Annotated in this window: 23 protein-coding genes; 14 read left to right on the forward strand and 9 right to left on the reverse strand. The window is 48.3% G+C overall.

Annotation, left to right across the window (positions count from 1 at the left end):
* Nucleotides 1-84: 84 nt before the first annotated feature.
* Nucleotides 85-978 (reverse strand): methylisocitrate lyase, encoded by an 894-nt coding sequence (gene prpB / locus ACQY6F_RS08205; protein WP_428773547.1) that lies wholly within the window; start codon nucleotides 976-978, stop codon nucleotides 85-87.
* A gap of 12 nt (nucleotides 979-990) precedes the next feature.
* Entirely contained in the window at nucleotides 991-1683 is a 693-nt protein-coding gene (locus tag ACQY6F_RS08210) for a GntR family transcriptional regulator (RefSeq protein WP_428773549.1), read from the reverse strand.
* A gap of 541 nt (nucleotides 1684-2224) precedes the next feature.
* On the opposite strand from ACQY6F_RS08210, the gene ACQY6F_RS08215 reads away from it, so the two are divergent.
* The 7 genes from ACQY6F_RS08215 (at nucleotide 2225) to ACQY6F_RS08245 (ending at nucleotide 10200) form a co-directional block, all read left to right on the forward strand.
* Nucleotides 2225-3196: a tripartite tricarboxylate transporter substrate binding protein gene (locus ACQY6F_RS08215; RefSeq protein ID WP_428773551.1), complete on the forward strand. Its 972-nt coding sequence runs from the start codon at nucleotides 2225-2227 to the stop codon at nucleotides 3194-3196.
* A gap of 118 nt (nucleotides 3197-3314) precedes the next feature.
* Nucleotides 3315-3812: a tripartite tricarboxylate transporter TctB family protein gene (locus ACQY6F_RS08220; RefSeq protein ID WP_428773553.1), complete on the forward strand. Its 498-nt coding sequence runs from the start codon at nucleotides 3315-3317 to the stop codon at nucleotides 3810-3812.
* Between the two features lie 21 nt (nucleotides 3813-3833).
* On the forward strand, nucleotides 3834-5360 hold the full coding sequence (locus ACQY6F_RS08225; protein WP_428773554.1) for a tripartite tricarboxylate transporter permease: 1527 nt from the start codon (nucleotides 3834-3836) through the stop codon (nucleotides 5358-5360).
* Between the two features lie 211 nt (nucleotides 5361-5571).
* Nucleotides 5572-6939: a TolC family protein gene (locus ACQY6F_RS08230; RefSeq protein WP_428773556.1), complete on the forward strand. Its 1368-nt coding sequence runs from the start codon at nucleotides 5572-5574 to the stop codon at nucleotides 6937-6939.
* On the forward strand, nucleotides 6936-7910 hold the full coding sequence (locus ACQY6F_RS08235; RefSeq protein WP_428773557.1) for an HlyD family secretion protein: 975 nt from the start codon (nucleotides 6936-6938) through the stop codon (nucleotides 7908-7910). Before ACQY6F_RS08230 ends, ACQY6F_RS08235 begins: the two co-directional genes overlap by 4 nt.
* Nucleotides 7911-7912: 2 nt before the next feature.
* A complete protein-coding gene (locus ACQY6F_RS08240) occupies nucleotides 7913-9070 on the forward strand; it encodes an ABC transporter permease (RefSeq protein WP_428773559.1) in 1158 nt (385 codons plus the stop codon).
* Nucleotides 9067-10200 carry an ABC transporter permease gene (locus ACQY6F_RS08245; protein WP_428773561.1) on the forward strand — a complete coding sequence of 378 codons (1134 nt, stop codon included), beginning with the start codon at nucleotides 9067-9069 and terminating at the stop codon, nucleotides 10198-10200. The genes ACQY6F_RS08240 and ACQY6F_RS08245 overlap by 4 nt, the downstream gene beginning before the upstream one ends.
* A gap of 44 nt (nucleotides 10201-10244) precedes the next feature.
* Here the strand turns inward: ACQY6F_RS08245 and ACQY6F_RS08250 are convergent, their stop codons facing one another.
* Complete coding sequence (locus ACQY6F_RS08250; RefSeq protein ID WP_428773563.1) at nucleotides 10245-10649, reverse strand: AAA family ATPase; 405 nt, start codon at nucleotides 10647-10649, stop codon at nucleotides 10245-10247.
* 128 nt (nucleotides 10650-10777) lie between these two features.
* Between ACQY6F_RS08250 and metA the strand changes: the two genes are divergently transcribed.
* A complete protein-coding gene (metA, locus tag ACQY6F_RS08255) occupies nucleotides 10778-11722 on the forward strand; it encodes a homoserine O-succinyltransferase MetA (protein ID WP_428773564.1) in 945 nt (314 codons plus the stop codon).
* 133 nt (nucleotides 11723-11855) lie between these two features.
* A complete protein-coding gene (gene pilW, locus ACQY6F_RS08260) occupies nucleotides 11856-12569 on the forward strand; it encodes a type IV pilus biogenesis/stability protein PilW (RefSeq protein ID WP_428773566.1) in 714 nt (237 codons plus the stop codon).
* Nucleotides 12570-12586: 17 nt separating this feature from the next.
* Here the strand turns inward: pilW and ACQY6F_RS08265 are convergent, their stop codons facing one another.
* The 3 genes from ACQY6F_RS08265 to ACQY6F_RS08275 are packed head-to-tail and all read right to left on the reverse strand — an operon-like array spanning nucleotide 12587 to nucleotide 14373.
* Nucleotides 12587-12742, reverse strand: coding sequence for a hypothetical protein (locus ACQY6F_RS08265; RefSeq protein WP_428773567.1), 156 nt, complete (start codon nucleotides 12740-12742; stop codon nucleotides 12587-12589).
* 48 nt (nucleotides 12743-12790) lie between these two features.
* A complete protein-coding gene (rlmF, locus tag ACQY6F_RS08270; protein WP_428773569.1) occupies nucleotides 12791-13879 on the reverse strand; it encodes a 23S rRNA (adenine(1618)-N(6))-methyltransferase RlmF in 1089 nt (362 codons plus the stop codon).
* Nucleotides 13876-14373 carry a M48 metallopeptidase family protein gene (locus tag ACQY6F_RS08275; RefSeq protein ID WP_428773570.1) on the reverse strand — a complete coding sequence of 166 codons (498 nt, stop codon included), beginning with the start codon at nucleotides 14371-14373 and terminating at the stop codon, nucleotides 13876-13878. Before ACQY6F_RS08275 ends, rlmF begins: the two co-directional genes overlap by 4 nt.
* Before the next feature lie 142 nt (nucleotides 14374-14515).
* Between ACQY6F_RS08275 and ACQY6F_RS08280 the strand changes: the two genes are divergently transcribed.
* Together ACQY6F_RS08280 and ACQY6F_RS08285 are read left to right on the forward strand one after the other, a co-directional pair.
* Nucleotides 14516-14746: a glutaredoxin family protein gene (locus ACQY6F_RS08280; protein WP_428773571.1), complete on the forward strand. Its 231-nt coding sequence runs from the start codon at nucleotides 14516-14518 to the stop codon at nucleotides 14744-14746.
* Between the two features lie 321 nt (nucleotides 14747-15067).
* Complete coding sequence (locus ACQY6F_RS08285; RefSeq protein ID WP_428773573.1) at nucleotides 15068-17161, forward strand: cation:proton antiporter; 2094 nt, start codon at nucleotides 15068-15070, stop codon at nucleotides 17159-17161.
* Here ACQY6F_RS08285 and alr read toward each other — a convergent pair.
* Together alr and ACQY6F_RS08295 are read right to left on the reverse strand one after the other, a co-directional pair.
* The gene (alr, locus tag ACQY6F_RS08290) at nucleotides 17158-18237 is read right to left on the reverse strand and encodes an alanine racemase (RefSeq protein ID WP_428773581.1); all 1080 of its coding nucleotides are present in this window, start codon (nucleotides 18235-18237) and stop codon (nucleotides 17158-17160) included. The genes ACQY6F_RS08285 and alr overlap by 4 nt on opposite strands.
* A gap of 92 nt (nucleotides 18238-18329) precedes the next feature.
* Entirely contained in the window at nucleotides 18330-19703 is a 1374-nt protein-coding gene (locus tag ACQY6F_RS08295) for an alanine/glycine:cation symporter family protein (protein ID WP_428773574.1), read from the reverse strand.
* A 790-nt stretch (nucleotides 19704-20493) separates the two neighbouring features.
* On the opposite strand from ACQY6F_RS08295, the gene dgcN reads away from it, so the two are divergent.
* Genes dgcN through ACQY6F_RS08310 form a run of 3 tightly spaced genes read left to right on the forward strand, consistent with a single transcriptional unit; the run spans nucleotide 20494 to nucleotide 23341 of the window.
* A complete protein-coding gene (gene dgcN / locus ACQY6F_RS08300; RefSeq protein WP_428773576.1) occupies nucleotides 20494-21498 on the forward strand; it encodes an N-acetyltransferase DgcN in 1005 nt (334 codons plus the stop codon).
* Nucleotides 21498-22472 (forward strand): N-acetyl-D-Glu racemase DgcA, encoded by a 975-nt coding sequence (gene dgcA / locus ACQY6F_RS08305; protein WP_428773577.1) that lies wholly within the window; start codon nucleotides 21498-21500, stop codon nucleotides 22470-22472. The genes dgcN and dgcA overlap by 1 nt, the downstream gene beginning before the upstream one ends.
* 11 nt (nucleotides 22473-22483) lie before the next feature.
* Complete coding sequence (locus ACQY6F_RS08310) at nucleotides 22484-23341, forward strand: D-amino-acid transaminase (protein WP_428773578.1); 858 nt, start codon at nucleotides 22484-22486, stop codon at nucleotides 23339-23341.
* A 136-nt stretch (nucleotides 23342-23477) separates the two neighbouring features.
* Here the strand turns inward: ACQY6F_RS08310 and ACQY6F_RS08315 are convergent.
* Nucleotides 23478-23748, reverse strand: a 271-nt coding sequence (locus ACQY6F_RS08315) for a lysostaphin resistance A-like protein (RefSeq protein ID WP_428773580.1), incomplete at its 5' end; no start/stop codon positions are given.

Below are 23748 nucleotides of genomic sequence, written 5' to 3' on the forward strand. Positions count from 1 at the left end.
CGGTTGTCCTCTTTTGGGACTTTTCTATTCCGGCCAAGCAATTTCACGTTATAGGTTTAGGATGTTTTTCTTGGGCTTCCGTTGTTACTGACCAGAGAACAGGCGATCTAGCTTGTCCTCGTAGTCGTGATAATTCAGGTGTTGATACAGCTCTTTTCGGGTCTGCATGCTGTCGAGCAAGGCTTCTTGATTGCCGACTTCCAGCAGGTGTTTGTAGACCATTTCAGCGGCTTTGTTCATGGCACGGAATGCGCTCAGCGGGTACAGCACCATGTCAACACGGGCTTGGGCCAGTTCTTCACAGCCATACAATGGCGTCTGACCAAACTCGGTGATATTCGCCAGAATTGGCACGTGCTTACCGGTCGCCTGTTCCAGTGCTTGTGAGAAAGTCACATACTGATCCAGTTTGTTCATCGCTTCAGGGAAAATCATATCGGCACCTGCATTAACACAGGCAATGGCGCGTTCAATCGCGCTATCGATACCTTCCACTGCCAGCGCATCGGTACGTGCCATAATGACAAAGTTTTCATCAGTACGGGCATCGACGGCCGCTTTGACCCGGTCGACCATTTCCTGCTGGCTGACAATGGCTTTGTTTGGACGGTGACCGCAACGTTTCTGCGCGACCTGGTCTTCCATATGCACCGCGGCCGCTCCGGCTTTTTCCATCGCTTTGATGGTTCTGGCGATATTAAAGGCGCCGCCAAAGCCGGTATCAATGTCAACCAGCAGCGGCAGATCACAGGCATTGGTGATGCGGTCAACGTCGACCAGCACATCGTTTAGCGTGGTGATACCCAGATCCGGCAAACCATAGGAAGCATTCGCGATGCCACCACCAGACAGGTAGATCGCCTGATGGCCCAGGTTTTTCGCCATCATGGCGCAATATGGGTTAACCGTTCCGACGATTTGTAGCGGATCATTTTGTTCAACGGCTTGTCTGAACTTAGCCCCCGGCGATAAAGTCATGGCGAAATCTCCTTATTCGTTTTCAGCGAGTGATATTTGTTGTTCGATCAGTGTTCGGCTGCCCGAGATGTGTCTTCTCATCAACATCTCCGCCAGTTCTTCATCCCGATTACGAATCGCCTGCAAAATGTATTTATGCTCATCCAACGCCTCTTTCGGGCGAGAATGAGAACGTGGCGACTGGAATCGGTACATACGCAGCAAGTGATACAGCTCATCACACAATAAGGTGACTAACTGGCTGTTACGGCTGGCTTTTATGATTCGGTAATGGAAATCAAAATCGCCGTGTTGGTGAAAATACGACGCGCCATCAACCTGATCGATATGCCTGGAATGTGTATTCAGTACACTTTCCAGACCGTGTAATTCTTCTTCGGTAATATTTCTTGCCGCCAATCGCGCCGCCATACCTTCAAGCGCTTCTCTGACCGCATACAGTTCAAGCAATTTTTCCAGCGAGAAGCTGATCACCCGGGCACCAACATGTGGGATACGCTCGACCAGCCCCAACCCTTCCAGGCGCATAATCGCCTCACGCAATGGACCGCGGCTTACCTGCAGTTTCTTCGCCAGTTCCGGCTCTGAAATTTTGCTGCCCGGTGCAATCGTTCCCTCAACAATCGCATCCACCAGATATCCGGTCAGACTCTCCGACTTGGTATTTTCTTTCTCGATGGGACGAGTTTTAACTTCATTATTCATCTCAAGGCACTCGTAGTTATCGATGTTAAGTCTCTGTATCAATTTTTATCTAGAGGACTCGCCAGGCGGACTCTGAGCGGTCGATGTATCTGCCGCGCTGGGTATTGCTATTGTCTACAACCTCATTCAACTACAGTAAAATTAGCCGACAAAGTGTCAACAATCAAGAGTATTGTCGACAATGTAGACTAAGGTATAACATCTCAAACGACACCAAATAAGTCATTTAATAACAATTAAATCACCATATATCATTGTATTTAATAGCATTGCACTCAAAACAATCGCGCCTTGAGCATCGGAAGGGTAAATTGGGTAAATTTCCACCATGTGTCGACAATCACGTTTGTTTGCATGATGGCGTGAACTTTATGAACAAAATAGCGCTATTGCCCAATATTGTTTTTATCTCACTTATACAGACAGCTGATTAACATTTTCTTAACCTTGTTCCATCTGCCAGCCATTGTGGCAAGCAGAACAAGCCATAACGATAAGTGTTGCTCTTACGGGAACGCACATTACATAAGGAACGTGAACCATGTTGAAAATGTTAAAACCTACCCTGACAGCAGCCGTGATTACGGCAAGCTTTTCTCTCTCTGCCTTTGCAGCGGATATCGAGAAAATTCATTTTCTGATCCCTGGTGGCGCAGGTGGCGGTTGGGATATGACCGCGCGTGGAACTGGTGATGTACTGGTTAAATCAGATATTGTCGACAATGTCTCCTTTCAGAATCTGTCCGGTGGCGGCGGCGGTAAAGCCATTGCTCACCTGATCGAAACAGCGGAGCGTCAACCGGACACTCTGATGGTTAACTCAACTCCTATCGTGGTCCGTTCCCTTTCTGGTGTTTTTCCACAATCATTCTGCGATCTCACACCAGTGGCAGCGACCATTGCCGATTATGGTGCGATCGTGACGTCCACCGATTCCGGCTATAACACTTGGGAAGATGTGGTCAAAGATTTCAAACAAGACCCTCGCAGTGTAAAAGTCGCGGGGGGGTCTGCCCGAGGCAGTATGGACCACCTGGTCGTCGCAGCCGCGTTTAAAGGTGAAGGCTTTGACGCTAAACAGGTTCGCTATATCGCCTATGATGCGGGCGGCAAAGCCATGGCAGCACTGCTGTCGGGAGAAACCAAACTGCTGTCTACCGGCCTTGGCGAAGTACTGGAAATGTCCAAATCCGGCCAGGTGAAAATTCTGGCAGTGACCGCCCCAAAACGACTGGAAGCGGCGCCGAATATCCCTACTCTAACTGACTATGGCAACCCAACCGTGTTTGCTAACTGGCGTGGTTTCTTCGCCGCTCCAGGCGTTAGCCAAGCCAAGATTGACGAATGGACTGCGGCGTTGAATAAGATGTACGCCACTCCTGAATGGAAAGTCGTGCGTGACCGCAACGGCTGGATCGACAACTACAAAGCCGACAAAGACTTCTATGCCTTCTTAGAAGATCAGGAAAAGCAGATGGGTGACCTGATGCGAGAGCTTGGTTTTTTGAAATAACAGTATGAGTTGCCACTAGCAACCACTGTGTACTTTAGCCAGGTTCGCGGCACCAGAGAAACAACCACTCAATTGGTGCCGCGCTTTAGAGCACTTTCTCTCATAACAGGAGTCGGATATGTCGTCTTCACCTACTCAATTCTTTACCAGGCAAAACCTGCTTAGCCGGGATCGCGTCGGAGCGATGCTGTTTTTGCTGCTCTCTCTCTGTTACGGCTATCAGACCAGCCTGATTCCCATGTTCCCGGGCGATGAGTACGAACCCTTTACTGCCCGGACACTGCCGACGCTGCTGACCATTGCCGGTATCGGCCTGTCACTGCTGCTGTTGGTGTTTGGTCAGGGGGATCAACAGCAAGAGGACGTCAGAGGCATGAGCTGGAAACTACTGGTTGGCTTTCTGGCACTGATGGCGCTGTACGGCGTCGGCTTGACCTATCTGGGGTTTGTTATCGCCACCAGTCTGTTCCTGGTTGCCGGCTTTTATTTGTTGGGAGAGCGACGACTAAAAGTGCTGTTCGCAGCCTCACTGCCATTTGTCACCGGCTTTTACCTGCTGTTGACCAAAGGACTGGATATCTATCTTGAACCGGGTGTTCTTTTCACGCTCTGGTAAGGTTTAACACGGAATATCATTATGTTAGATGGAATTTTACAAGGGCTGTCCACCGCGGTCATGCCCATGAATCTGATGATGGTCATGCTTGGCTGTTTTGTGGGAACCTTTATCGGTATGCTTCCCGGTCTTGGCCCTATTTCTGCCATAGCGCTGATGATCCCAATTACTTACGGTCTGGACCCTTCATCTGGAATGATTCTGATGGCCGGCGTTTATTACGGTGCCGTATTTGGCGGTTCAACCTCATCAATTCTGATTAATGCGCCCGGATGTTCATCCACGGTAGTCACCGCATTTGATGGCTACCCGTTGGCGCAAAAAGGTCAGGCTGGTAAAGCACTGGCACTGGCGGCTTACTCGTCGTTTACCGGCGGCACATTGTCAGCACTGATGCTACTGGTCGCCGCACCTGCGCTGGCCAAAGTCTCGCTGAGCTTCCAGTCTTCCGACTATTTCGCGCTGATGTTGCTTGGTTTGTCTGCCGTGGCCGCGTTTGCCGGCAAAGGACAGGTACTCAAAGCCTGGATGATGACCGTGCTCGGCCTGATGCTGTCGACTGTCGGCATAGACAAAGGCGTTGGAGTTGAACGATTTACCTTCGGCCTGACCGACCTGATGGATGGCTTTAGCTTCCTGCTGTTGGCGATGGCAACGTTTGCCCTGGGCGAAACACTCATGGGTATCCTGAAACCTGACCAGGACACCCGCTCTGACGAACAGTCGAAGATCAGTCAGCTTGGCAGTATGAAAGTGACCAGGGAAGAGGTTAAAGAGCTCGCACCTGTTTCGATCCGCTCCTCGATTCTGGGATTTTTCACCGGCGTGCTACCGGGCGCCGGGGCGACAATCGCCGCGTTTCTGAGCTACGGCATGGAACGCAACCTGGCACCGAAAAAAGAGCGAGAGCAGTTTGGTAAAGGTAGTCTGCGTGGATTAGTCGCTCCTGAGTCAGCCAACAATGCGGCATCCAGTGGATCCTTTGTCCCGCTGCTGACACTGGGAATTCCGGGTTCCGGCACCACTGCCATCATGCTTGGCGCGCTGATCGCCTACGGCATTCAGCCGGGCCCAAGACTGTTTGTTGAGCATCCGGACGTGTTCTGGTCAGTGATCATATCAATGTATTTCGGCAATATCGTCCTGGTAATCCTCAATTTGCCGCTGATCCCATATATCTCGCGTTTGTTGGCGGTACCTCGCACCGTATTGCTGCCTATGATCCTGTTTTTCTCGATCACCGGTGTATATTTAGTTTCGTTTAACACCATGGATATCTTCATCATGATACTGATCGCCATGGGCGCAATCGCGCTGAGGCTGGCGAGTTTTCCTCTTGCCCCATTGTTGCTCGGCTTTATCCTTGGTGGATTAATGGAAGAGAACCTGCGCCGGGCACTGATGTTAAGCGATGGTGAGTTGTCCTTCTTATGGGAAAGACCGATAACCTTCAGCTTCACTCTGCTAGCAGTGCTGGTATTGGCCAGCCCGATCATCATGATGATCGTCAGCAGATGGCGCAGGCAACCGTTACCAACGGAATCGTAAACCTGACAGGGAGCTTCGGCTCCCTTTTTATCGTTTGCCCCCTCGCTTCAAGCGTCCATCTGCACTTTATTTTCCTTCGTTATCCCACTGGAACGAATTGCACAGCTCATTACTAGAGTTTATACTCTATTTTTAATTTTAATATGAGCTCTGGTTTGTGAATATTCGTCCTTGGGTCATTGCGCTACCGCTACTCGCAAGCAGTATAAATGTGGCTTTTGCACAAGATATCAGCTTTAGTCAGGCGTGGCAGATCCTACAGCAACAAAACAATTCCCTGGCGGCCGAACGGGCTAACGTCAGCCGTTACCAATATCTGGAAGACGCAACGGATAATCTCAATTTGCCGCAGGTCACGGTGGGGGCCAACTACACCCGACTGGACAGAGATGTTACTTTATCGGGTAAACAGATCATCGACAGTACCGGGCAAAGTTTACCGGCCAGTATGGGCCCGATGCTGGACCCAATCATCCGCCAGATCAGCAATACTACATCGACCATCACCGAGCGCGACATCTTTAGTTCATCCATTCGTGCAATTTGGCCGATTTTTACCGGAGGACGAATCAATGCGGCTCAAGCTGCTGCTGCCGGCCGCCGCGAAGAAGCTCAAAGCCAGTTGGCGATGGAAACCCAGGCCCGCTACGAAGATTTAAGTAAGTATTACTTCAGCGTTAAACTGGCCCAGGAAGTACTCTCTACGCGCCAGGCGGTTGAAGCCGGCCTGACACAACACCGCGACAACTCGATAAAACTGGAGCAGCAGGGCCAGATTGCCCGGGTAGAAAGACTGCAAGCCGAAGCATCGCTGGATAAAGCAAAAGTCGAAACCCGCAAGGCCTTGAAAAACCTCACCATTGCCCAATCGGCTCTGACCCAGATACTGAACTTAACCTCTTCAGCGGTCCCATCCGATGCGCTGTTTATCAACCAGCATCTGCCACCACTGGATGCGTTTGTCGATCAAACCCTCACCACTTACCCCGGTCTGGCGCTGCTGGAAGCCAAACAAAAGCAGGCCGACAGTTTGATGAAGGCAGAAAAAGGCAAATACTACCCAGAAGTGTATCTGTACGGGGATTACAGCCTGTATGAGCATGAGTCGCTGGCCAGCCAGATGAAGCCGGATTGGTTAGTCGGCGTCGGAGTCAGTATTCCGCTGATAGAATCCAGCGGCCGCTCACAGCAAGTACAGGCAGCACACAGTGCGGTGGCTCAGGTGAAATACCTTAAAGCTCAGGCCAAACAGGATCTCACGGTACTGGTACAAAAAAGTTATCTGCAAGCGGAGCAAGCACGTGACGAAGTTCTGGGCTTGCAAAGCAGCTTACAACTGGCAGACGAAAACCTGCGTTTACGGCAAAAAGCCTTTAACCAGGGCCTATCCACCTCGGTCGACGTGGTTGACGCCGAACTGTATCTCGCCAGTATCCGTACTCAACAGGCAGCGGCACGCTTCAATTACCTGCTCTCCCTGACCAAGTTGCTGGCTTTATCCGGCGAAATGAATGCTTTTGATCAATACCAACAATCATCACTGACGGACAACGAGCTAAGCCTAGAGGATGCATCATGAAAGTTGTTAAACCTGCTCTTTTCACTCTCGCGACAACGGCCATTGCAGCTTGGGTTGGTTACGGATTTTATCAGGCCTATCAACCGCAGCCGGTCAGAATTCAGGGCCAGATTGAATCTCAGCAATATTCTATCTCCTCTAAAGTACCGGGCCGGATTGATCAGGTGATGGTGAGAAAAGGTGACGCGGTGGAAAAAGGTCAGCTGATCTTTACCCTGCACAGCCCTGAAATTGACGCCAAACTGGAACAGGCGGTAGCCGGACAAAAAGCCGCTGGCGCGCTGGCGCAGGAAGCGGAAAAAGGCGCCAGGACTCAGCAAATCCAGGCGGCAAAAGACCAGTGGTTAAAAGCCAAAGCCGCCGCAGAGTTGAGGGAAAAAACTTATCAGCGGGTCAATAACCTCTATCAGGACGGGGTGGTTTCAGAGCAGAAACGTGATGAAGCCAAGACCCAGTGGCAGGCAGCAAAATACAGTGAAAGCGCCGCTTACCAGATGTATCAGATGGCCCGTGAAGGTGCCCGTGATGAAACCAAACTGGCGGCCGCTGAAAAAGCGCGTATGGCCGCTGGCGCGGTCGCCGAAGTGGAGGCGTATGCCGAGGACACCAAGATCGAAAGCTGGTTTAACGGCGAAGTATCGCAGGTACTGCTACACAGCGGTGAATTGGCTCCGCAGGGTTTTCCGGTGGTCACCGTGATCGATACCCAAGACTCCTGGGCAGTGCTGAATGTACGTGAAGATCAGCTTAAGTCATTCGCTAAGGGCCAGCGTTTTAGTGCCTACCTGCCAGCACTGGACAAAAACGCTGAGTTTGAAGTGTCCCATATCGCGGTAATGGGTGACTTTGCCACCTGGCGCTCAACCGACGCTTCACAAGGATTCGATTTAAGAACCTTTGAAGTGGAAGCGCGTCCTGTAGACCCGCTGCTGCCACTGCGGATGGGGATGAGCCTGGTAGTTGAGTTGTAACTATGCCAAAGTCTCTGGTTTCACAATGGTTAGTCCTTCGCCATGACAAATGGTTACTCGCCAGCCTGACCTGGATTCCGGTCGGCCTGGCGATCATGATTGGCTGGATATTTTCTGCTGCCATTGCAACCGAATTACCGATTGGTGTGGTCGACCTGCAGCACAGCGTCATGTCCCAGAAACTGGTCCGTTACTATGACGCCTCACCCACGTTAGATGTACAGCGCCACTATCAGGATGCAACTCAGGCAAAGCAAGCTATGGTATCGGGCGATATCTATGCCTATGTGGTCATTCCCCATCAACTCGACAAAGGGGTGTATAGCGGCCAAACACCACAGATTTCGGCCTACTACAACAGCCAGTATATTCTTACTGCCAAACTGATTAGCTCTGCACTATTGCGTGCTCAGGGCACGTTCAACGCTGAACTGGCGGTAGCCAAGCAATTGGCGAAAGGAGACACGGATCTCGCAGCCGCCGCCGGGCGCGCGGTAACGGTTCAGACGCAAATCACAGCACTGTTTAACCAGAACAGCAACTATGCCCAGTTTCTGGTCAGCGCCATCATCCCGGCCCTTTGGCAGATCATGGTGGTGGCATCAACGATTCTGATCCTGGCTGCGCATCAACGCTATTTTGGCCTGCAACGCTGGCTGGGTAACGTCACACCGCTATTGTCACTGGCTAAAACTCTCGCCTGGTATCTGCCTGTCTATCTGCTGCAGGGCGCAGCCTTTTTGTGCTGGTTCTATTGGGGCATGGACTGGCCAATGCAGGGGCAACTATGGCCTATGTTGCTTGGCCTGTGTGTCACGGCCATCGCAGCGATGATCATGGCCTGTCTGTTCTTTTTCCTGTCGCTCGACCCGGCTCGTGCGCTCAGTTTCGCCGGCGCGTTTACCGCTCCCAGCTTTGCGTTTTTGGGTATTACCTTTCCGGTCAGCGATATGCCGGCATTAGCGCAATTCTGGCGCAGTTTGCTTCCCGTCAGTCACTATATTGAGCTGCAAGTCAGCCAGGCAAGTTACGGCGTCACGGCATGGCAGTCGTTGCAACACCTGTTACCATTGGCTGGATTTGTCCTGCCACTGGCCGTTACAGCCCTGCTGCTAAAACGGGCCTTATACAATGAACCTAAGCGAGGAGCCACCGCATGAATTTTGGCAGGTTATTGTGGTTGGAACTGCGCGCACTGCTGAGCAATACCGCAGTGGTGATTACCGTATTCGGTGGCGTACTGTTTTATTCTGTGCTCTACCCGTTGCCCTACGCTAATCAGACACCACGGGAGCAACTGGTCAGTGTGGTCAATCTGGATAAATCCAGCGCCAGTTACCAGCTTGAACGTATGATCGATGCCACGCCACAAGTCAAAGTGGTGCAAAGAGACCACAGCCTCGAACAAGCTAAACAGGCTTTTCTGCAAGGTAACATTAGTGGCCTGGTGGTGATCCCGGAGCACTTTTATAAAGATCTGCTTCTCGGGCGCAGCCCCACGCTGGCCTATGCGGGGGATGCTTCCTATTTTCTGGTGTACGGCACCGTAGTGGAAGGTCTGGGACAAGCTGGTGGCACGCTGGCCGCTCAGGTGAAAGTCTCCCAGTTGCTGTTGGACGGTCAGCCGCTGAATCAGGCCAGTGAACAGTACACCAGCATCAAACTCAACCTTAAACCGACGTTTAACCCGCGTATGGGCTATGTCGATTACGTGGTACCGGCGGTGTTTGTGTTAATACTGCAGCAAACCCTGATCATGGCCAGTGGGCTGATGGTCGGCACCCAGAAAGATGGCATCGGCTACTGGACTCACACCCCGCCACTAAAGCTTTACCTGGCCCGTATCATCCTGCTGGTTAGCATCTATTATCTGCTCGGTCTGTTTTATTTCGGCATCAGCTTTACCACTCACGGGATCAACCAGCTGGCCCAAACCAGCGACTTGCTGCTACTGATGCTACCATTTTTTGTCGCCAGCACGGTGGTCGGACTGGTATTAGGCAAACTGCTGCCACGCCGTGAGCTGGTGACGCTGGTGGTACTGATCAGCTCCATGCCGCTGATTTTCACCGCTGGCTTTATCTGGCCGCTGGAAGTCATTCCCCAGCCTTTACTTGTCTTATCTGAGCTGGTACCCAGCACTGCGGCGATTCAGGCCTTTCTGGCGATTAACCAGATGGGGGCCCAGTGGTGGCAAATCGCTGCGCAGTGGAGCCAGTTGTGGCTGGTGCTCCTGGGCTGGTCCGTCATACTCTGGCTGAGCCACTTAAGAGACGTAAAACAACAGTAACCCTTCTAAGCCAGCGCCAGCACCGTGCTGGCTCATTTAAGCTTCTAGCCGCCATTAACCTGCTCCGCGCCCTGCCAGTTTTGCCAGCGCCGACGCATAGTCGCGATGGTTTTCTCTGGTACCCCATGCAGGCTGACATAATTGCCGTGACACTCCACCACTCTGAGCTCTGCGCCTAGCCGCTTCGCCATTCGAATATAAGGCGCCATCTCCCACAGCCGGACAAAGGTATTCGCCACTACCACGCTCTGGTGGTTTCGTAGCGCGCATTCGGTCTGCTGTTGGCACCAATGGTGGGCCTGGTCGAGTTTTTCCGGTTCAAAATGATACTGGCCATTTTCGTCAGTAAAGAACATGTCTGCTTCGAAATGCGCCGCGTCCATGGTTCTGGCTAAAGTGGACTTTCCCGACCCGGGCAAACCGCGAATCAGGGTTAAACTAACTGTCATAAGGTTTTCGTGCTGAGTGATTCGAACTCGATACTAACGTAATTTAGTTGCAATTTGCTATCGACAACGCGCTGCTATTGAGTTAATTTCAGAAGTATAGACGTCCAAACTGCTTTAGGGAGAGAGCTGTGCCGATTAAGATCCCCGATCAATTACCCGCATCAGACGTATTGCGTACCGAAAATATCTTCGTTATGACGGAGACTCGCGCAATGACTCAGGAAATTCGTCCACTGAAGGTGTTGATCCTGAATCTTATGCCGAAAAAAATTGAGACGGAAACTCAATTTCTGCGCTTATTGTCCAATAGTCCGTTGCAGGTCGATATCGAATTGCTGCGTATCGACGACAGACCGAGTAAAAACACCCCGACAGAACACCTGGACAATTTCTACCGCCAGTTCGATATGCTCAAGCACCGCAATTTCGATGGTTTGATCATCACCGGTGCGCCACTTGGCCTGGTGCAATTTGAAGATGTGCTGTACTGGGATCACCTTAAAACCATCATGAACTGGGCGAAGGAACATGTAACTTCAACCCTATATGTTTGCTGGGCTGCTCAGGCAGGACTGAAGCTGCTGTACAACCTGCCGAAGCGAACCCGGAAAGAAAAATTATCCGGTGTGTATCAGCATGACATTCATGACCCACACCACCCGGTTCTGCGCGGCTTTGACGATACGTTTTTAGCGCCTCATTCCCGCTACGCCGACTTTTCACCTGAATTTTTGGCCGAACATACCGACCTGGATATCTTGGCCACGTCGGAATTGGCCGGGGTTTATCTGGCATCAACGAAAGACAAACGAAACGTGTTTGTGACTGGCCACCCGGAATATGACGCGATGACTCTGCACAACGAGTATATTCGTGATCTGGGCGAAGGCATGGAGCCGGCAATTCCGATTAACTACTATCCGAATAACAACCCGGATAACAAACCGATCGCCAGCTGGCGCAGTCATGGTCATTTGCTGTTTGCCAACTGGCTGAACTACTGCGTGTACCAACAAACGCCATACGACCTGGATCATTTCAGCGAAGACGCGTTTACCAAAGACGATCAATAGTACTCTTCCAGGGCCGCAACTGCGGCCTTGTCTTTTACCCCGCTATTTGTGCCAACTCACTCGCATCCTTCTGTTTCAGCCGTACCGCAACCATCGCCAGTTTTTATTATGTGGTCTGCAGTAAGGAGAAGAGATGAAAAACTATCTGTTATTAATCAGTGCATTACTTGTCGGCTGTGTTACTCAGGTTGAAAATAGCCAAACCCTGCCCGACCAGGACCCGATTTCAATAGCGGAATCCAGAATCGCCCTTGGTCTGGGCTACTTAAAACAACAGCAGCCGGTTAAAGCGAGAGAGAACCTGGAACGAGCGCTGCAACAGGCGCCAGACTATTACCGCGCCCAATTGGCGCTGGCACACTACTGGGAGTTCGTTAAAGAACCGGATAAAGCACGCGACATCTACCAGCAAGCCCTCAAACAGCATCCTGGCAACGGCCATGTTCTGAACAACTACGGGGCATTTTTATGTAAACAGGGCGACTTTCCGCTCGCCGATGAAATGTTTAACAAAGCGTTTGATCTTTCAGACTATTACCAACTGACATCCAGCTTTGAGAATGCGGCCTTATGTGCCTGGAAAGCTGGCCACGCCGAACGTGCAGAACGGTATTTTGAACGCTTGTTAGCGTTTCAGCCGGGTCACGCTCAAGCACGGCTGCAACTGGCCAGATTGCAACGGGAACAGGGCAAATTGATTCAGGCCCGGGCCACTCTGTTTGAGTTTAAACGCGAAGTGGGCTGGAACAAGCTGGCCTTGGAGATGATGGCTGAACTGGAGCTGGCGGCCGGCAATCCAAAGCTGAGCGATCATTACTCTGCTTTAGCAACCAAGCTCGGTCACTAATGATGCCGATGTGGTCACTACCTGTCGCGCCTGCTGCGTGGTGCGCAGACGCAGTCCCGATAGAGCATAACAGTAGACAGCACCAGGCCAATGCAGAACACGATGGCAAACAGGTTAGCGAAAGCACCACAAACCCACATGGGTTGGCAGGGCAATATAAGGTTAAATTCCATCACCACTCCTAACTTATTGACTTTTGTATCACTAAGTAGGGGTAAATTTTAGTCGTTTGACCTTAACCAGTTGTGGCGCTCCGTCTCATTTTTGAAACTCCAGGCGATAAAACGACTGACTTTTTGTCCCTGCTGCATTTCAACCACGCGAACATCCTTGGCCCCCGCCTTATCGAGTTGCTTGCGCATCCAACGAACATTGTCTTTTTTCGATATTAAGCTTGAAAACCACAGTACCTGGTCGGCAAACTGGTGGCTCTCATGCGCCATGTTTTTGATAAATGCCGCTTCACCACCCGGACACCACAATTCTGCTTTTTGTCCGCCGAAATTCAGCGTTTTTTTAGGCGAAGCAACCTCAGCGGCACCACGCTTACGGCGGTTATTCTGCAAATTGGTCAGTTTGCGCTTAGTGCCCTGCTCGGCTTCCTGCAATGATTTATGAAATGGTGGGTTACAACAGGTCAGGTGAATGCGCTCGCCGGGCTGAATAATATTGGTAAACAGCCGGCGTGAATCGCTCTGCAAACGACAATCGATTTTGCCGCTTAATTGAGCGTTAGCCGATACGATCTGGTTGGCAACTTTGACCGAAACCGGGTCGATATCACTGCCGATACAGCGCCACTGGTATTCCTGGCAGGCGATGATGGGATAGATGCAACTGGCACCCACCCCTATATCCAGTAGCTGCACGGCTTTCGGATCTAGCCCAGGGCAGTCTTCATTGAGTAAATCTGCCAGACGATGAATATAGTCTGCCCGTCCCGGGATAGGCGGACACAAGTATCCTGCCGGGATATCCCACACCTCAACCTGGTAGTGACAGGCCAGCAACGCCTTGTTAAGCAGCTTAACCGCGGTAGGATCGGCAAAATCGACACTGGTTTCTCCACCAGGCGTTGTACGTAAATACTTTTTGAGTTGCGGCGTTTGCATAACCAAGGCGGCGAAATCGTAACCATGGCGGTGACGGTTGCGCGGATGCAAGCCAGATTTCACCCGTTTTTTAGTGGCGGCTGAACCCAATGATGGAGAACCGGAAGGCTTGGCCGCTTTTTGTGCTGGCTTGCGGTGAGACGAATCAGCTTGCTTGGGTTTGGTTGGTCGGGAAAAACGTTTATTGCGGCTGGTCATGTATCGATTTCCTGGTAAATCATAAACAAGCGGGCGTCCAGTTCGAGCTGATGGTAATCCGGCTCCATATGACAACAGAGCTGATAAAACGCTTTGTCGTGCTGCTTCTCTTTCAGGTGTGCCAGTTCATGCACTACCAGCATCCTGAGTAGCGGTTCCGGCGCCTGGCGAAATACGTTGGCGATTCTGATTTCATTTTTAGCTTTGATTTTATTGCCGTGCACCCGCGACACATAGCTGTGCAGGCCCAGGGCGTTGTTAATGAGATGAATCTTGCCGTCGTAAATCACTTTGCTCAGCGGCGCGGTTTTTTTCATGTAACGATTTTTAATCGCCAGAGTGTACTCGTACAACGCCTGATCACTGCGAATATCGTGATAGGACGGATAACGGCGTTCAAACCAGGTTTTGAACTGGCCTTTTTGCAGCAGTTGTTCAACTGAACTGACAATATGATCAGGATAACCTTGAATATAACGAAGCTGGGCAATCATTCCGGGACCTTTCCTCTTGAGGGCGCATAGTGTAACGGATTGAGCGCAACAATACACCGCTTATCAATCTGTCAGTCAGATTGCCATCGGAGAAAAATTCTGTACACTTTTCCGGTCAAAAAGCTGTCAGGAACCTACTGGTATGAAACGCGTCGTATTATATGTCAAAGATAAGTGCCCCCACTGTAAAGATGCCCAGCGCTATCTGGAAGCCAAAGGTATTCAATACCGGCTGTGTAATGCCAAAATGCAGCGCGGACGTAAAGAGCTGGATGCCATCGGCGCCCGTTCGGTACCGGTTCTAAAAATTGGCGACCGGATCATGATTGGCTGGAATCCGAGCAATTTCGAAAAACTATACAATCGCTCGTAAAGAGACAAACACAAAAGACAAAAGTAACTGGGCCATTGGTGGTGGAACATTACTTGATTTGGGAGTCGTATGCTCTTTATCCAGCACTCGGCGCTCGCCTTTATTGGCTCGCTCATTGCTGGCATCGGTATTTGGATTAATTATTGCGGATTTTCTAAGCAACAAAAAATGTTGAGTCATAGTTGAGCGTAAATACCGACGTTTAAACTCAAAAAAGGAACATTGGGTACTTGTTGAAATTTATTCGGAACCTTTTCAAAAGATCAACCATGATTAATTCATAGGCTTAGCGCAACGAATAAAATAAGACGTCCAATAAGTATGAATGTTCCTGACATTTTCATATCGTCCATCTTAGGTATCGTATTGTTATTGACGGTATCCGTTACGTCGTCACTTATTGCAAAAGCCTTACGCGTACCCTTCCCTATTGTTTTAGTGATGTCTGGCGTTTTCCTGACTCTGTTACCAGAATTGCCGACCGGAATCAGCATCTTCTACAAGCCCGAGATAACAGAGAAGACCATCTTATTTGTCTTCTTACCCTTATTAGTGTTTGAGGCTGCGTATAAATTCGATTTTGCTAAGTTCACCGCTAACTGGGCGGCCATCATGATAATGGCAATTCCTGGTGTCATGTTCTCAACCTTCGTAATAACGGCTACATTGGTTTTCACTGGCATTTTCCCCCCTCAGACCGCCCTTATACTCGGGATTATTTTAAGTGCTACCGATCCCAGTGCCACGATTGCCATTTTTAAAGAATCCGGGGCCCCTAAAGATCTCATCACAATTGTCGAAGGGGAGAGTTTATTTAATGATGCGACCGTCATTGCGGCATTTAAAATCGCGGTATTGGTTTTCGCAATGAGCCTAACGCCAACCGAAATGGTATTGACTGGTATCTGGCAATTTACCTGGGTTTTTGTAGTTGGTGCACTGTCCGGCTACATTACGGGGCACATACTTCTCTGGCTCATGAAAGCCCTTCCTGACGATCCCTACATTGAAATCAGCATCAGCCTGGTCACCGCGATTGGGTGCTTTGTTGGTGTTGAACAATTTATCCATGCCAGCAGCATTGTAGCCCTGACCATTTGCGGCTTGGTGTTGGCGAAAAACACCCCACTGCCGATCAGTAATGAGTCGAACCAGTATTTGAATAGATTCTGGACCTATTTATCAGATCTTGCCAAGTCCATGATTTTTATACTGGTTGGATTGTGGTTAAACTTGGAATTGATCGCGTCCCACTGGTTTATCACTTTGCTGGTGATCATCAGCATGCTTGCTGCGAGAGCAGGCTTTGTATACTGGATATTGCCATTTTTCGGTCGGCTACGACGCCTATCCTACTCTCTGCCCAGAGCCTACCAACACATCTGTCTTTGGGGTGGATTAAGAGGTGCTGTCACTCTGGCTCTTTCAATACTGATTATTACTGACAGCTCAGTGTTTGCTCTTGAGGAACGAGAAACCATGTTAGCGGTCGCAATGGGCGCGGTATTCTTTACCATTCTGGTTCAGGGATTAACTTTGTCTCCCCTTGCGAGCCGGTTGAAGCTGGATGAAACCAGCATAGAAGAAAAGATTACCAAGAAAGAACTTATGCTATCTGCCATGAAAGCCAGCGAGAAAGTCCTTGTTCATCTGGCTAAAACACCGTTAGCGGATAGCGGAGCCCCGAACCAAATGATGCAGTCTCTTCAATCGCATGTAGATGAAGAAAGACAAAACCTACGCCAGCTCTATTCTACACAATTGGATACTGAAAGTTTGTTTAAGAAACTGCTCATGGAGGGTCTCAGCATAGAGAGTGAATACTTATATCTGCTATATGATCAAGGCTTGTTATCAATGGCAAGTTATCAAAATCAAAGAGAGTTTTTAGATCAACAAATGGATGCAGTTCGTCATAAATACCAGCATCCCCAAACTCAAACGACTCACAAACGATGGCTTACTCATATGTTCGATAAATGGACAAAGAAACATACATCCAATGTGACAACCCAATATGAAATCGCATGGTCTCGATTGCTAACGTCTGACTTAACTCTCATCGAGCTAAAGACGCTTTTAAACGATTATCCGGTTGAGGAAGCGTTGAAAAAACGAGTCCTGCAAGTTTGGGAATCGTGGCGTAAACAGAGTTCTGATACCGTCAATAAACTAGACAAAACCTATCCTGTAATTACTGCGACAGCTCATAGAAAATGGTTGCACCACATGTTAAATACGGTGCATAAAGCACATTTGGAAAAGTTCGTCCGACAACGTTTGATCAGCGCATCAGATAAAGAGCAGATTGTGAAACAGCTAATGAATATAACCTCATCATTTTACAGTGATTCAATAGAAAATATTCACGCAGGCCATAACTCAAGCCGCTCTGGCGATGACTCTAAAATTTAGTTCTCAACGAACGTTTTTCGAACTCGCTTAGTCAGCTTGATAACGAGCTCATACGGGATTGTCCCTATATGTTGCGCAACGTTTTCAATAGGTAAGTTTTCTCCCCAAAACTCGACATTGTCTCCAACCTTATCGAGTGCATCTGGCCCTAGGTCAACGGTTACCATATCCATAGAGACGCGGCCTGAGATTGGTACAATACGTCCATTTATGTAAACAGGAGTCCCTTCCGGGGCGTTCCTAGGATAGCCATCGCCATAGCCCATCGCGACAACGCCGATATAGGTATCACGGCCTGATGTCCATTTTTCTCCATATCCGACAGGCTGATTCGCTTTGTGTTCACGAACAGCAATGAGTTTTGAATTCAGCGTCATTGCGCAACGTAACCCGTGCTGCGCGCCAGTTTCATCTTCGTTAGGACTGATACCATACAGTGAAATACCTGCGCGCATGTAGTCTAAATGGGAGTCAGTCCAATATAAAATACCGGCAGAATTGGCCAATGTTTTGGGTCCTGGGTAGCCGGCGGTTTGCGATAAAAACAGATCAATCTGCTTTTGTGTTGTTGAAGAAGACATATCGTCCGCACAGCTGAAATGGCTCATAAACCCCACTGGTCCGGCGATCTTATTGGTTGCTTCGATTTGTCGAACGTAATCGTTGAGTTCATAAGGATGAACTCCTAATCGATGCATTCCCGTATCGAGCTTGAGCCAAACAGTGATCGGTTGAGTGATATTCGCCTGTTTAAGATCTTCCAACTGCTCTTTGCAGTGAATCGCGGTGTGAAATCCTTCGCGAGCGGCCGTTTCGAGGTCTGCTTTACAAAAGCAACCTTCAAGTAGCAATACTGGCTGCGTAATTCCTTCGCCTCTTAGCTCTAGCGCTTCTTCTATGCGAGACACCGCAAACATGTCGGCTTGTGTTAGCGTTTGTGCCGTTTTTACCGCATTGTGCCCATAAGCATCGCCTTTTATGACGGCGACAACCGATTTATTCGCGCTTTTTTTCTTAAGTATATTGTAGTTATCGCTAAGTGCTTTTAGATTGATAACAGCTTCAGCAGTGATCATTAATTCTTTCCTGTACTTCATTTCATCCATGACAGCTCAGCCAACACCGTTTGCGATAGGGATGACGTTGTGCTGAGCTGCTTATTTTGCGGTTACAGTTCTTCTTCCGCGATGCGTTCGGAGGCTTCTTCTACAAAGAATTCCTTAGTCAGCTTGTACACAACTGGGCTTAAAGCCAGTAACGCAATCAAGTTAGGGATTGCCATCATTGCGTTTAACGTATCACTAAGCAGCCAAATAAAATCCAGTTCCATGGTTGCACCAATGGGTAAAACCAGTACAAAAATGAGTCTAAAAGGTATGACTGCTTTTGAGCCAAATAAATAAGACGCGCATCGTTCGCCGTAAACAGACCAGCCAACGATTGTCGTGAAAGCGAATATAGCCAGGCTAATTGCCACCAAATAGCTGCCGAATCCAGGCAGAACTTGACCGAAAGCCGCCGATGTTAACGCCGCACCCGATTCACTACCCGTCCATTGTCCCGAAATGATAATGACCAAGCCGGTGATACTACAAATTAGAATGGTATCAATAAAGGTGCCTAGCATAGCAATGAAGCCTTGACGAACAGGATCACTTGTCTGCGCCGTAGCATGTGCAATCGGTGCCGAACCCAACCCAGCTTCATTTGAGAAGATACCGCGAGCTACGCCAAATCGAATTGCCATCCAAACTGTCGCTCCGGCAAAACCACCTTGAGCAGACGTTGGTGTAAACGCGTGTTGAACAACGAGTGCTAATGCATTACCTATTTGGTCGATATTCATAATCAGTATGACCACACCGCAACCAACGTAAGCGATCCCCATAACAGGAACAAGAGAACCTGCAAAAGCTCCAATACGTTTTACACCACCAAGTAGAACAGCACCAGATAAGAACATTACGACAACACCGACAACTAAAGGCGAGAAGTTGAATGTCGTTTCCATAACTTGAGCGATGGAGTTAATCTGTACACCATTGCCAATACCAAAGCAGGCGAAAGAACCAAACAGCGCAAATGCAGTGCCTAACCATGCCCACTTTTTACCCATACCATTCTTGATGTAGTACATTGGGCCACCAACAAAACTGCCATTTGCATCTGTTTCACGATACTTTACCGCCAACACTGCTTCCGCGTACTTCGTAGCCATACCAAGTAGTGCGGTTATCCACATCCAAAACAACGCGCCAGGGCCACCTATAAACACTGCAGTTGCAACACCGGCGATATTACCCGTACCAACGGTTGCGGAAAGCGCAGTCATCAGCGCTTGATATGGAGGAATTTCTCCATCTTTACTATCGGTGGCTTTTCGCCCCCGCCACATTAATTTGAATGCTCGGCCAATATTGAACAGTGGCATAAACTTCAGTCCAACATTCAGATAAATACCGATCCCCAAGATCATGACGAGCATGGGAACACCCCAAACTATCCCGTTCACTTGTCCAATAAACTCTTGTATTAATTCCATTTAACTTGCTCCAAATTACTTTAAGACAAATATGCTTAAAGCTATCTAAGCAATATGCAGACCATATTAAATTTTCCTGACCAACTAGCACATATAATCATTGGTCAATACTTTTATAGATAGATATCCTAAATAAAAATTCATACCAAAAGTTCCGCTCAGCAATACTTCAATCAGCATATACCACCATTACAATAAATATAATCAGATTATTTATCTATTAATGAGCGCTATGAAATCCCAAAAAAACAAACTAGGAATAGTATAACCGCAAATAAGTAATTCATAAAAAGCGCAATTTTATGCACCAAAAGTGAACTATACGCATTGTTTTGGTGCAAATATGTGAATATTCAAACAACACACTAAAACCTGACGATAAAAACAAATCATCCTAATGTGATATTTATCACATTTTATAATAATCTATTAATGCTCATAAATACGGTGTAAACAACCAATTGGGTTTTAATGTGTTATTTTATAGATAGGACGCAGAATTCATTTAGTAATAAAACAATCTGTCGCTGATACGGGCACGAACTTCAATTAAAATCTAACAAATAAACTACATACAGGATTTTATAAAAACCCTAAAGGTGAATTAATATTCACGAGGTTGATTTTATATGAATAAATTCTGCATATGACTGAGTTTCAATGCTTATAATTTAAATATTCCTACCTATTAATTGATATTGCTGTCACGAATTTTGCACTGTAGTTTGTATTAACACACAAGATTAACAGCTGGTGGGACACCAGGTTCACGACACGGAGCTAACACGAAATGGAAATTAAACAACCTTATCTATTATTTTTGGGTGACGCTGCAGATTCTTTAGCCGCGAAAGTAGCACAAGGAATCAAGACATGGCGTCCAGAGCATTGCGTTGGTCAGTTACGCCTTGAAGGCTGTAATGCCGACGTTGGTCTCGATGATTTGAGTGTAGCCCAGGCCGTTGAAGCTGGTGCTAAAACCTTGGTTATTGGTGTAGCTAACAGAGGCGGCATCATTTCTAAAGAATGGGTTTCTGTGCTGATAGAAGCTTTAGAAGCGGGTATGGACATAGCGTCAGGTTTGCACAATAAGTTAAGCGATATCCCTGAGCTGGTTGAATGTGCGAAGAAAAACGGTTGTAGCCTTTTTGATGTTCGCTACCCAACTCAAGTTTACCCAGTCGCTAACGGCAAGAAACGCTCGGGTAAACGCTTACTGACCGTAGGTACGGACTGCTCTGTAGGTAAAATGTATACATCTCTGGCGATTGAAAAAGAGATGAAAGCGCGAGGTATCGATACAGATTTTCGCGCTACGGGTCAAACAGGTATTCTTATTACTGGTGACGGTGTAAGTGCAGACTGTGTTGTGGCCGACTTCATCGCAGGTGCGATAGAAACGATCGCTCCAGAAAATGCCCCACAACACTGGGATGTGATTGAAGGTCAGGGATCGCTGTTCCATGCTTCTTTTGCCGGTGTTACCACAGGCCTTATTCACGGTTCGCAAGCGGACGCTTTAGTTTTGTGTCATGAACCAACTCGCACCCACATGCGTGGCCTGCCAGATTATCAGTTGCCTGACATTAAGACCTGCATGGAAGCGAATATTGCCACCGCCAAACTCACAAACCCTAATGTCCAGTTTGTCGGTGTATCGATCAATACTTCAGGCCTGACTGAGAGCGAAGCATTGAAGTATATGGATAAAGTTGAGTCTGAAGTTGGCTTGCCCGTTGTCGACCCATTCCGTCAAGGCGTAGCACGTATTGTAGATAAATTAGCGGAGCTGTAATGAAGGTTAGTCTTTATACAAAACGTTGGCCTATTCTCGGAAGTTTTACAATCTCTCGTGGTAGTAAAACCCACGCTGAAACCATCATTGTGGAAATTGAACACCAAGGCGAAAAAGGGCGCGGAGAATGCGTCCCTTACGCTCGATATGGTGAATCGATTCAGAATGTACTGACGCAAATCGAAAGCATCATTCCAAAAATTGAATCAGGAATTAGCCGAGAAGATTTGCAACCATTACTGCCATCAGGAGCAGCGCGTAACGCCGTAGACTGCGCAATGTGGGACTTGGAATGTAAACAAGCCAATCAGTCTATCTGGAAGAAAGTCGATGTGGTTGCAGAAAGGCTAACCACAGCGTACACCCTTTCTCTTGATACACCAGAAAATATGGAAAAAAAAGCGATAGAACATTCTCATCGCCCACTGCTTAAATTGAAGCTAGGCGGCCCGGACGATCTAAAACGCGTTCAGGCAGTACGCCGTGGTGCACCACATTCTGCGATCATTGTTGATGCCAACGAAGCGTGGACAGTAGAGAACTATCAGCAGCTCATTCCTGAACTACTCAAGCTTGATGTCTCAATGATAGAACAGCCATTCCATGCGGATGAAGACCATGTCCTTGATGATCTTGAACGCCCAATTGCGATTTGTGCCGACGAATCTTGTCATGATCGAATGAGCCTTAAAAACGTAATTGGTCGCTATGACATGGTTAACATAAAGCTCGATAAAACAGGCGGTTTAACCGAAGCATTAGCACTTAAACAGCAGGCAGAAGCGGCTGGTTTACGTATTATGGTCGGCTGTATGGTGGCGTCCTCACTAAGCATGGCACCAGCATTTGTCGTAGCCCAGGGTGCAGAAGTTGTAGATTTAGATGGCCCGCTGCTGCTAAGTGAAGATATCGAACACGGTTTCGAATTTGATAATAATTCTATGCTGCCTTTCCACTGCGAATTGTGGGGATGAGGGGAAATATAATGGAACGTATTGTATATCTCAATGGAGAATATCTTGCTGAAAGCGAAGCAAAAATTTCAGTATTTGATAGAGGGTTTCTTTTTGCTGACGCTGTCTATGAAGTGACCGCAGTATTAGATGGAAAGTTGATTGATTGTGAAGGTCACCTTGCCCGCTTAGAGCGTTCGTCCAAAGAACTGGGTATTAAAATGCCAGTGACCGGCGAACAGTTGATGGATATTCAACGACAGCTGATTGAAAAAAATGGCTTAGTCGAAGGTGGTATCTATCTCCAGCTGACCCGTGGTGACGAAGGCGATCGAGATTTTTCTTATAGCAAGGATATTGAGCCGACGCTGGTGCTATTTACTCAGTCACGCAATCTCATCGATAGCCCGAAAGCTCAAACGGGTATCAGAGTCATTTCGTTTGATGATATTCGCTGGCGTCGTCGTGATATTAAAACAACCAGTTTGCTACCGGCTTGCTTGGCAAAACAGGTAGCATATGCCGCTGGTGCAGAAGATGTATGGCTGATTGAAGATGGCTATGTCACTGAAGGAGGTTCAAGTAACGCTTACATTGTGACGAAAGACAATGTGTTGGTCACTCGCCCTCTCAGTAATGATATTTTGCACGGCATTACTCGCGCGTCATTGATGACACTCGCTAACGAACTGGATTTAACCATTGAAGAACGTTTCTTCACCATTGAAGAAGCCTATCAAGCGAAAGAAGCATTTATCAGCTCTGCAACTACGTTTGTGTGGCCTGTCGTTGCTATCGATGATAAGCCAATTGCTAATGGAAAACCCGGTGAGATCGCTTTAAAACTGCGCGATATTTACATCAAAACTTCTCAAGAGTTAGCAGTTTAATCTTAACTAACCTGAACTCGGGATAAGCAAGTCAACAAGCGCTGGTTATCCCTGGCTCAGGTTAACCAGTGTGGCCAAGTAACATTGGCCACGACTTTATCTCGCTTATGTTTCCCAGTGAGTAGCTGGATACGAATTAACGCGCTAATGCAGGGTAAGTAAAGAAAAGCAGATGAACAAAATTGAACAGGAAGTGCACTAAGACGGCACACCACAATCGCTCGGTAAAATGGAAAATTAAGCCATAGCCCAATCCCGCAAGCGCAGCAAATACAACCAGTAATCCACCACCTGCAATATGTGCCAACCCAAACAAGATACTCGCCACTGATAAGCCAATCTTCCAATTAAAACGTCGACTTAGTGCTTGTTGAATAAACCCTCGGAACAAGGCTTCTTCCGCGACA

The sequence above is a fragment of the Vibrio sp. genome (assembly GCF_050299255.1).
Lineage (GTDB): Bacteria > Pseudomonadota > Gammaproteobacteria > Enterobacterales > Vibrionaceae > Vibrio.

Excerpts from the sequence above, each read along its gene's own strand:
- prpB (WP_428773547.1), bottom strand. The coding sequence starts at position 978 with ATGACTTTATCGCCGGGGGCTAAGTTCAGACAAGCCGTTGAACAAAAT.
- ACQY6F_RS08210 (WP_428773549.1), bottom strand. The coding sequence starts at position 1,683 with ATGAATAATGAAGTTAAAACTCGTCCCATCGAGAAAGAAAATACCAAG.
- ACQY6F_RS08215 (WP_428773551.1), top strand. The coding sequence starts at position 2,225 with ATGTTGAAAATGTTAAAACCTACCCTGACAGCAGCCGTGATTACGGCA.
- ACQY6F_RS08220 (WP_428773553.1), top strand. The coding sequence starts at position 3,315 with ATGTCGTCTTCACCTACTCAATTCTTTACCAGGCAAAACCTGCTTAGC.
- ACQY6F_RS08225 (WP_428773554.1), top strand. The coding sequence starts at position 3,834 with ATGTTAGATGGAATTTTACAAGGGCTGTCCACCGCGGTCATGCCCATG.
- ACQY6F_RS08235 (WP_428773557.1), top strand. The coding sequence starts at position 6,936 with ATGAAAGTTGTTAAACCTGCTCTTTTCACTCTCGCGACAACGGCCATT.
- ACQY6F_RS08240 (WP_428773559.1), top strand. The coding sequence starts at position 7,913 with ATGCCAAAGTCTCTGGTTTCACAATGGTTAGTCCTTCGCCATGACAAA.
- ACQY6F_RS08245 (WP_428773561.1), top strand. The coding sequence starts at position 9,067 with ATGAATTTTGGCAGGTTATTGTGGTTGGAACTGCGCGCACTGCTGAGC.
- ACQY6F_RS08250 (WP_428773563.1), bottom strand. The coding sequence starts at position 10,649 with ATGACAGTTAGTTTAACCCTGATTCGCGGTTTGCCCGGGTCGGGAAAG.
- pilW (WP_428773566.1), top strand. The coding sequence starts at position 11,856 with ATGAAAAACTATCTGTTATTAATCAGTGCATTACTTGTCGGCTGTGTT.
- ACQY6F_RS08265 (WP_428773567.1), bottom strand. The coding sequence starts at position 12,742 with ATGGAATTTAACCTTATATTGCCCTGCCAACCCATGTGGGTTTGTGGT.
- rlmF (WP_428773569.1), bottom strand. The coding sequence starts at position 13,879 with ATGACCAGCCGCAATAAACGTTTTTCCCGACCAACCAAACCCAAGCAA.
- ACQY6F_RS08275 (WP_428773570.1), bottom strand. The coding sequence starts at position 14,373 with ATGATTGCCCAGCTTCGTTATATTCAAGGTTATCCTGATCATATTGTC.
- ACQY6F_RS08280 (WP_428773571.1), top strand. The coding sequence starts at position 14,516 with ATGAAACGCGTCGTATTATATGTCAAAGATAAGTGCCCCCACTGTAAA.
- ACQY6F_RS08285 (WP_428773573.1), top strand. The coding sequence starts at position 15,068 with ATGAATGTTCCTGACATTTTCATATCGTCCATCTTAGGTATCGTATTG.
- alr (WP_428773581.1), bottom strand. The coding sequence starts at position 18,237 with ATGATCACTGCTGAAGCTGTTATCAATCTAAAAGCACTTAGCGATAAC.
- ACQY6F_RS08295 (WP_428773574.1), bottom strand. The coding sequence starts at position 19,703 with ATGGAATTAATACAAGAGTTTATTGGACAAGTGAACGGGATAGTTTGG.
- dgcN (WP_428773576.1), top strand. The coding sequence starts at position 20,494 with ATGGAAATTAAACAACCTTATCTATTATTTTTGGGTGACGCTGCAGAT.
- dgcA (WP_428773577.1), top strand. The coding sequence starts at position 21,498 with ATGAAGGTTAGTCTTTATACAAAACGTTGGCCTATTCTCGGAAGTTTT.
- ACQY6F_RS08310 (WP_428773578.1), top strand. The coding sequence starts at position 22,484 with ATGGAACGTATTGTATATCTCAATGGAGAATATCTTGCTGAAAGCGAA.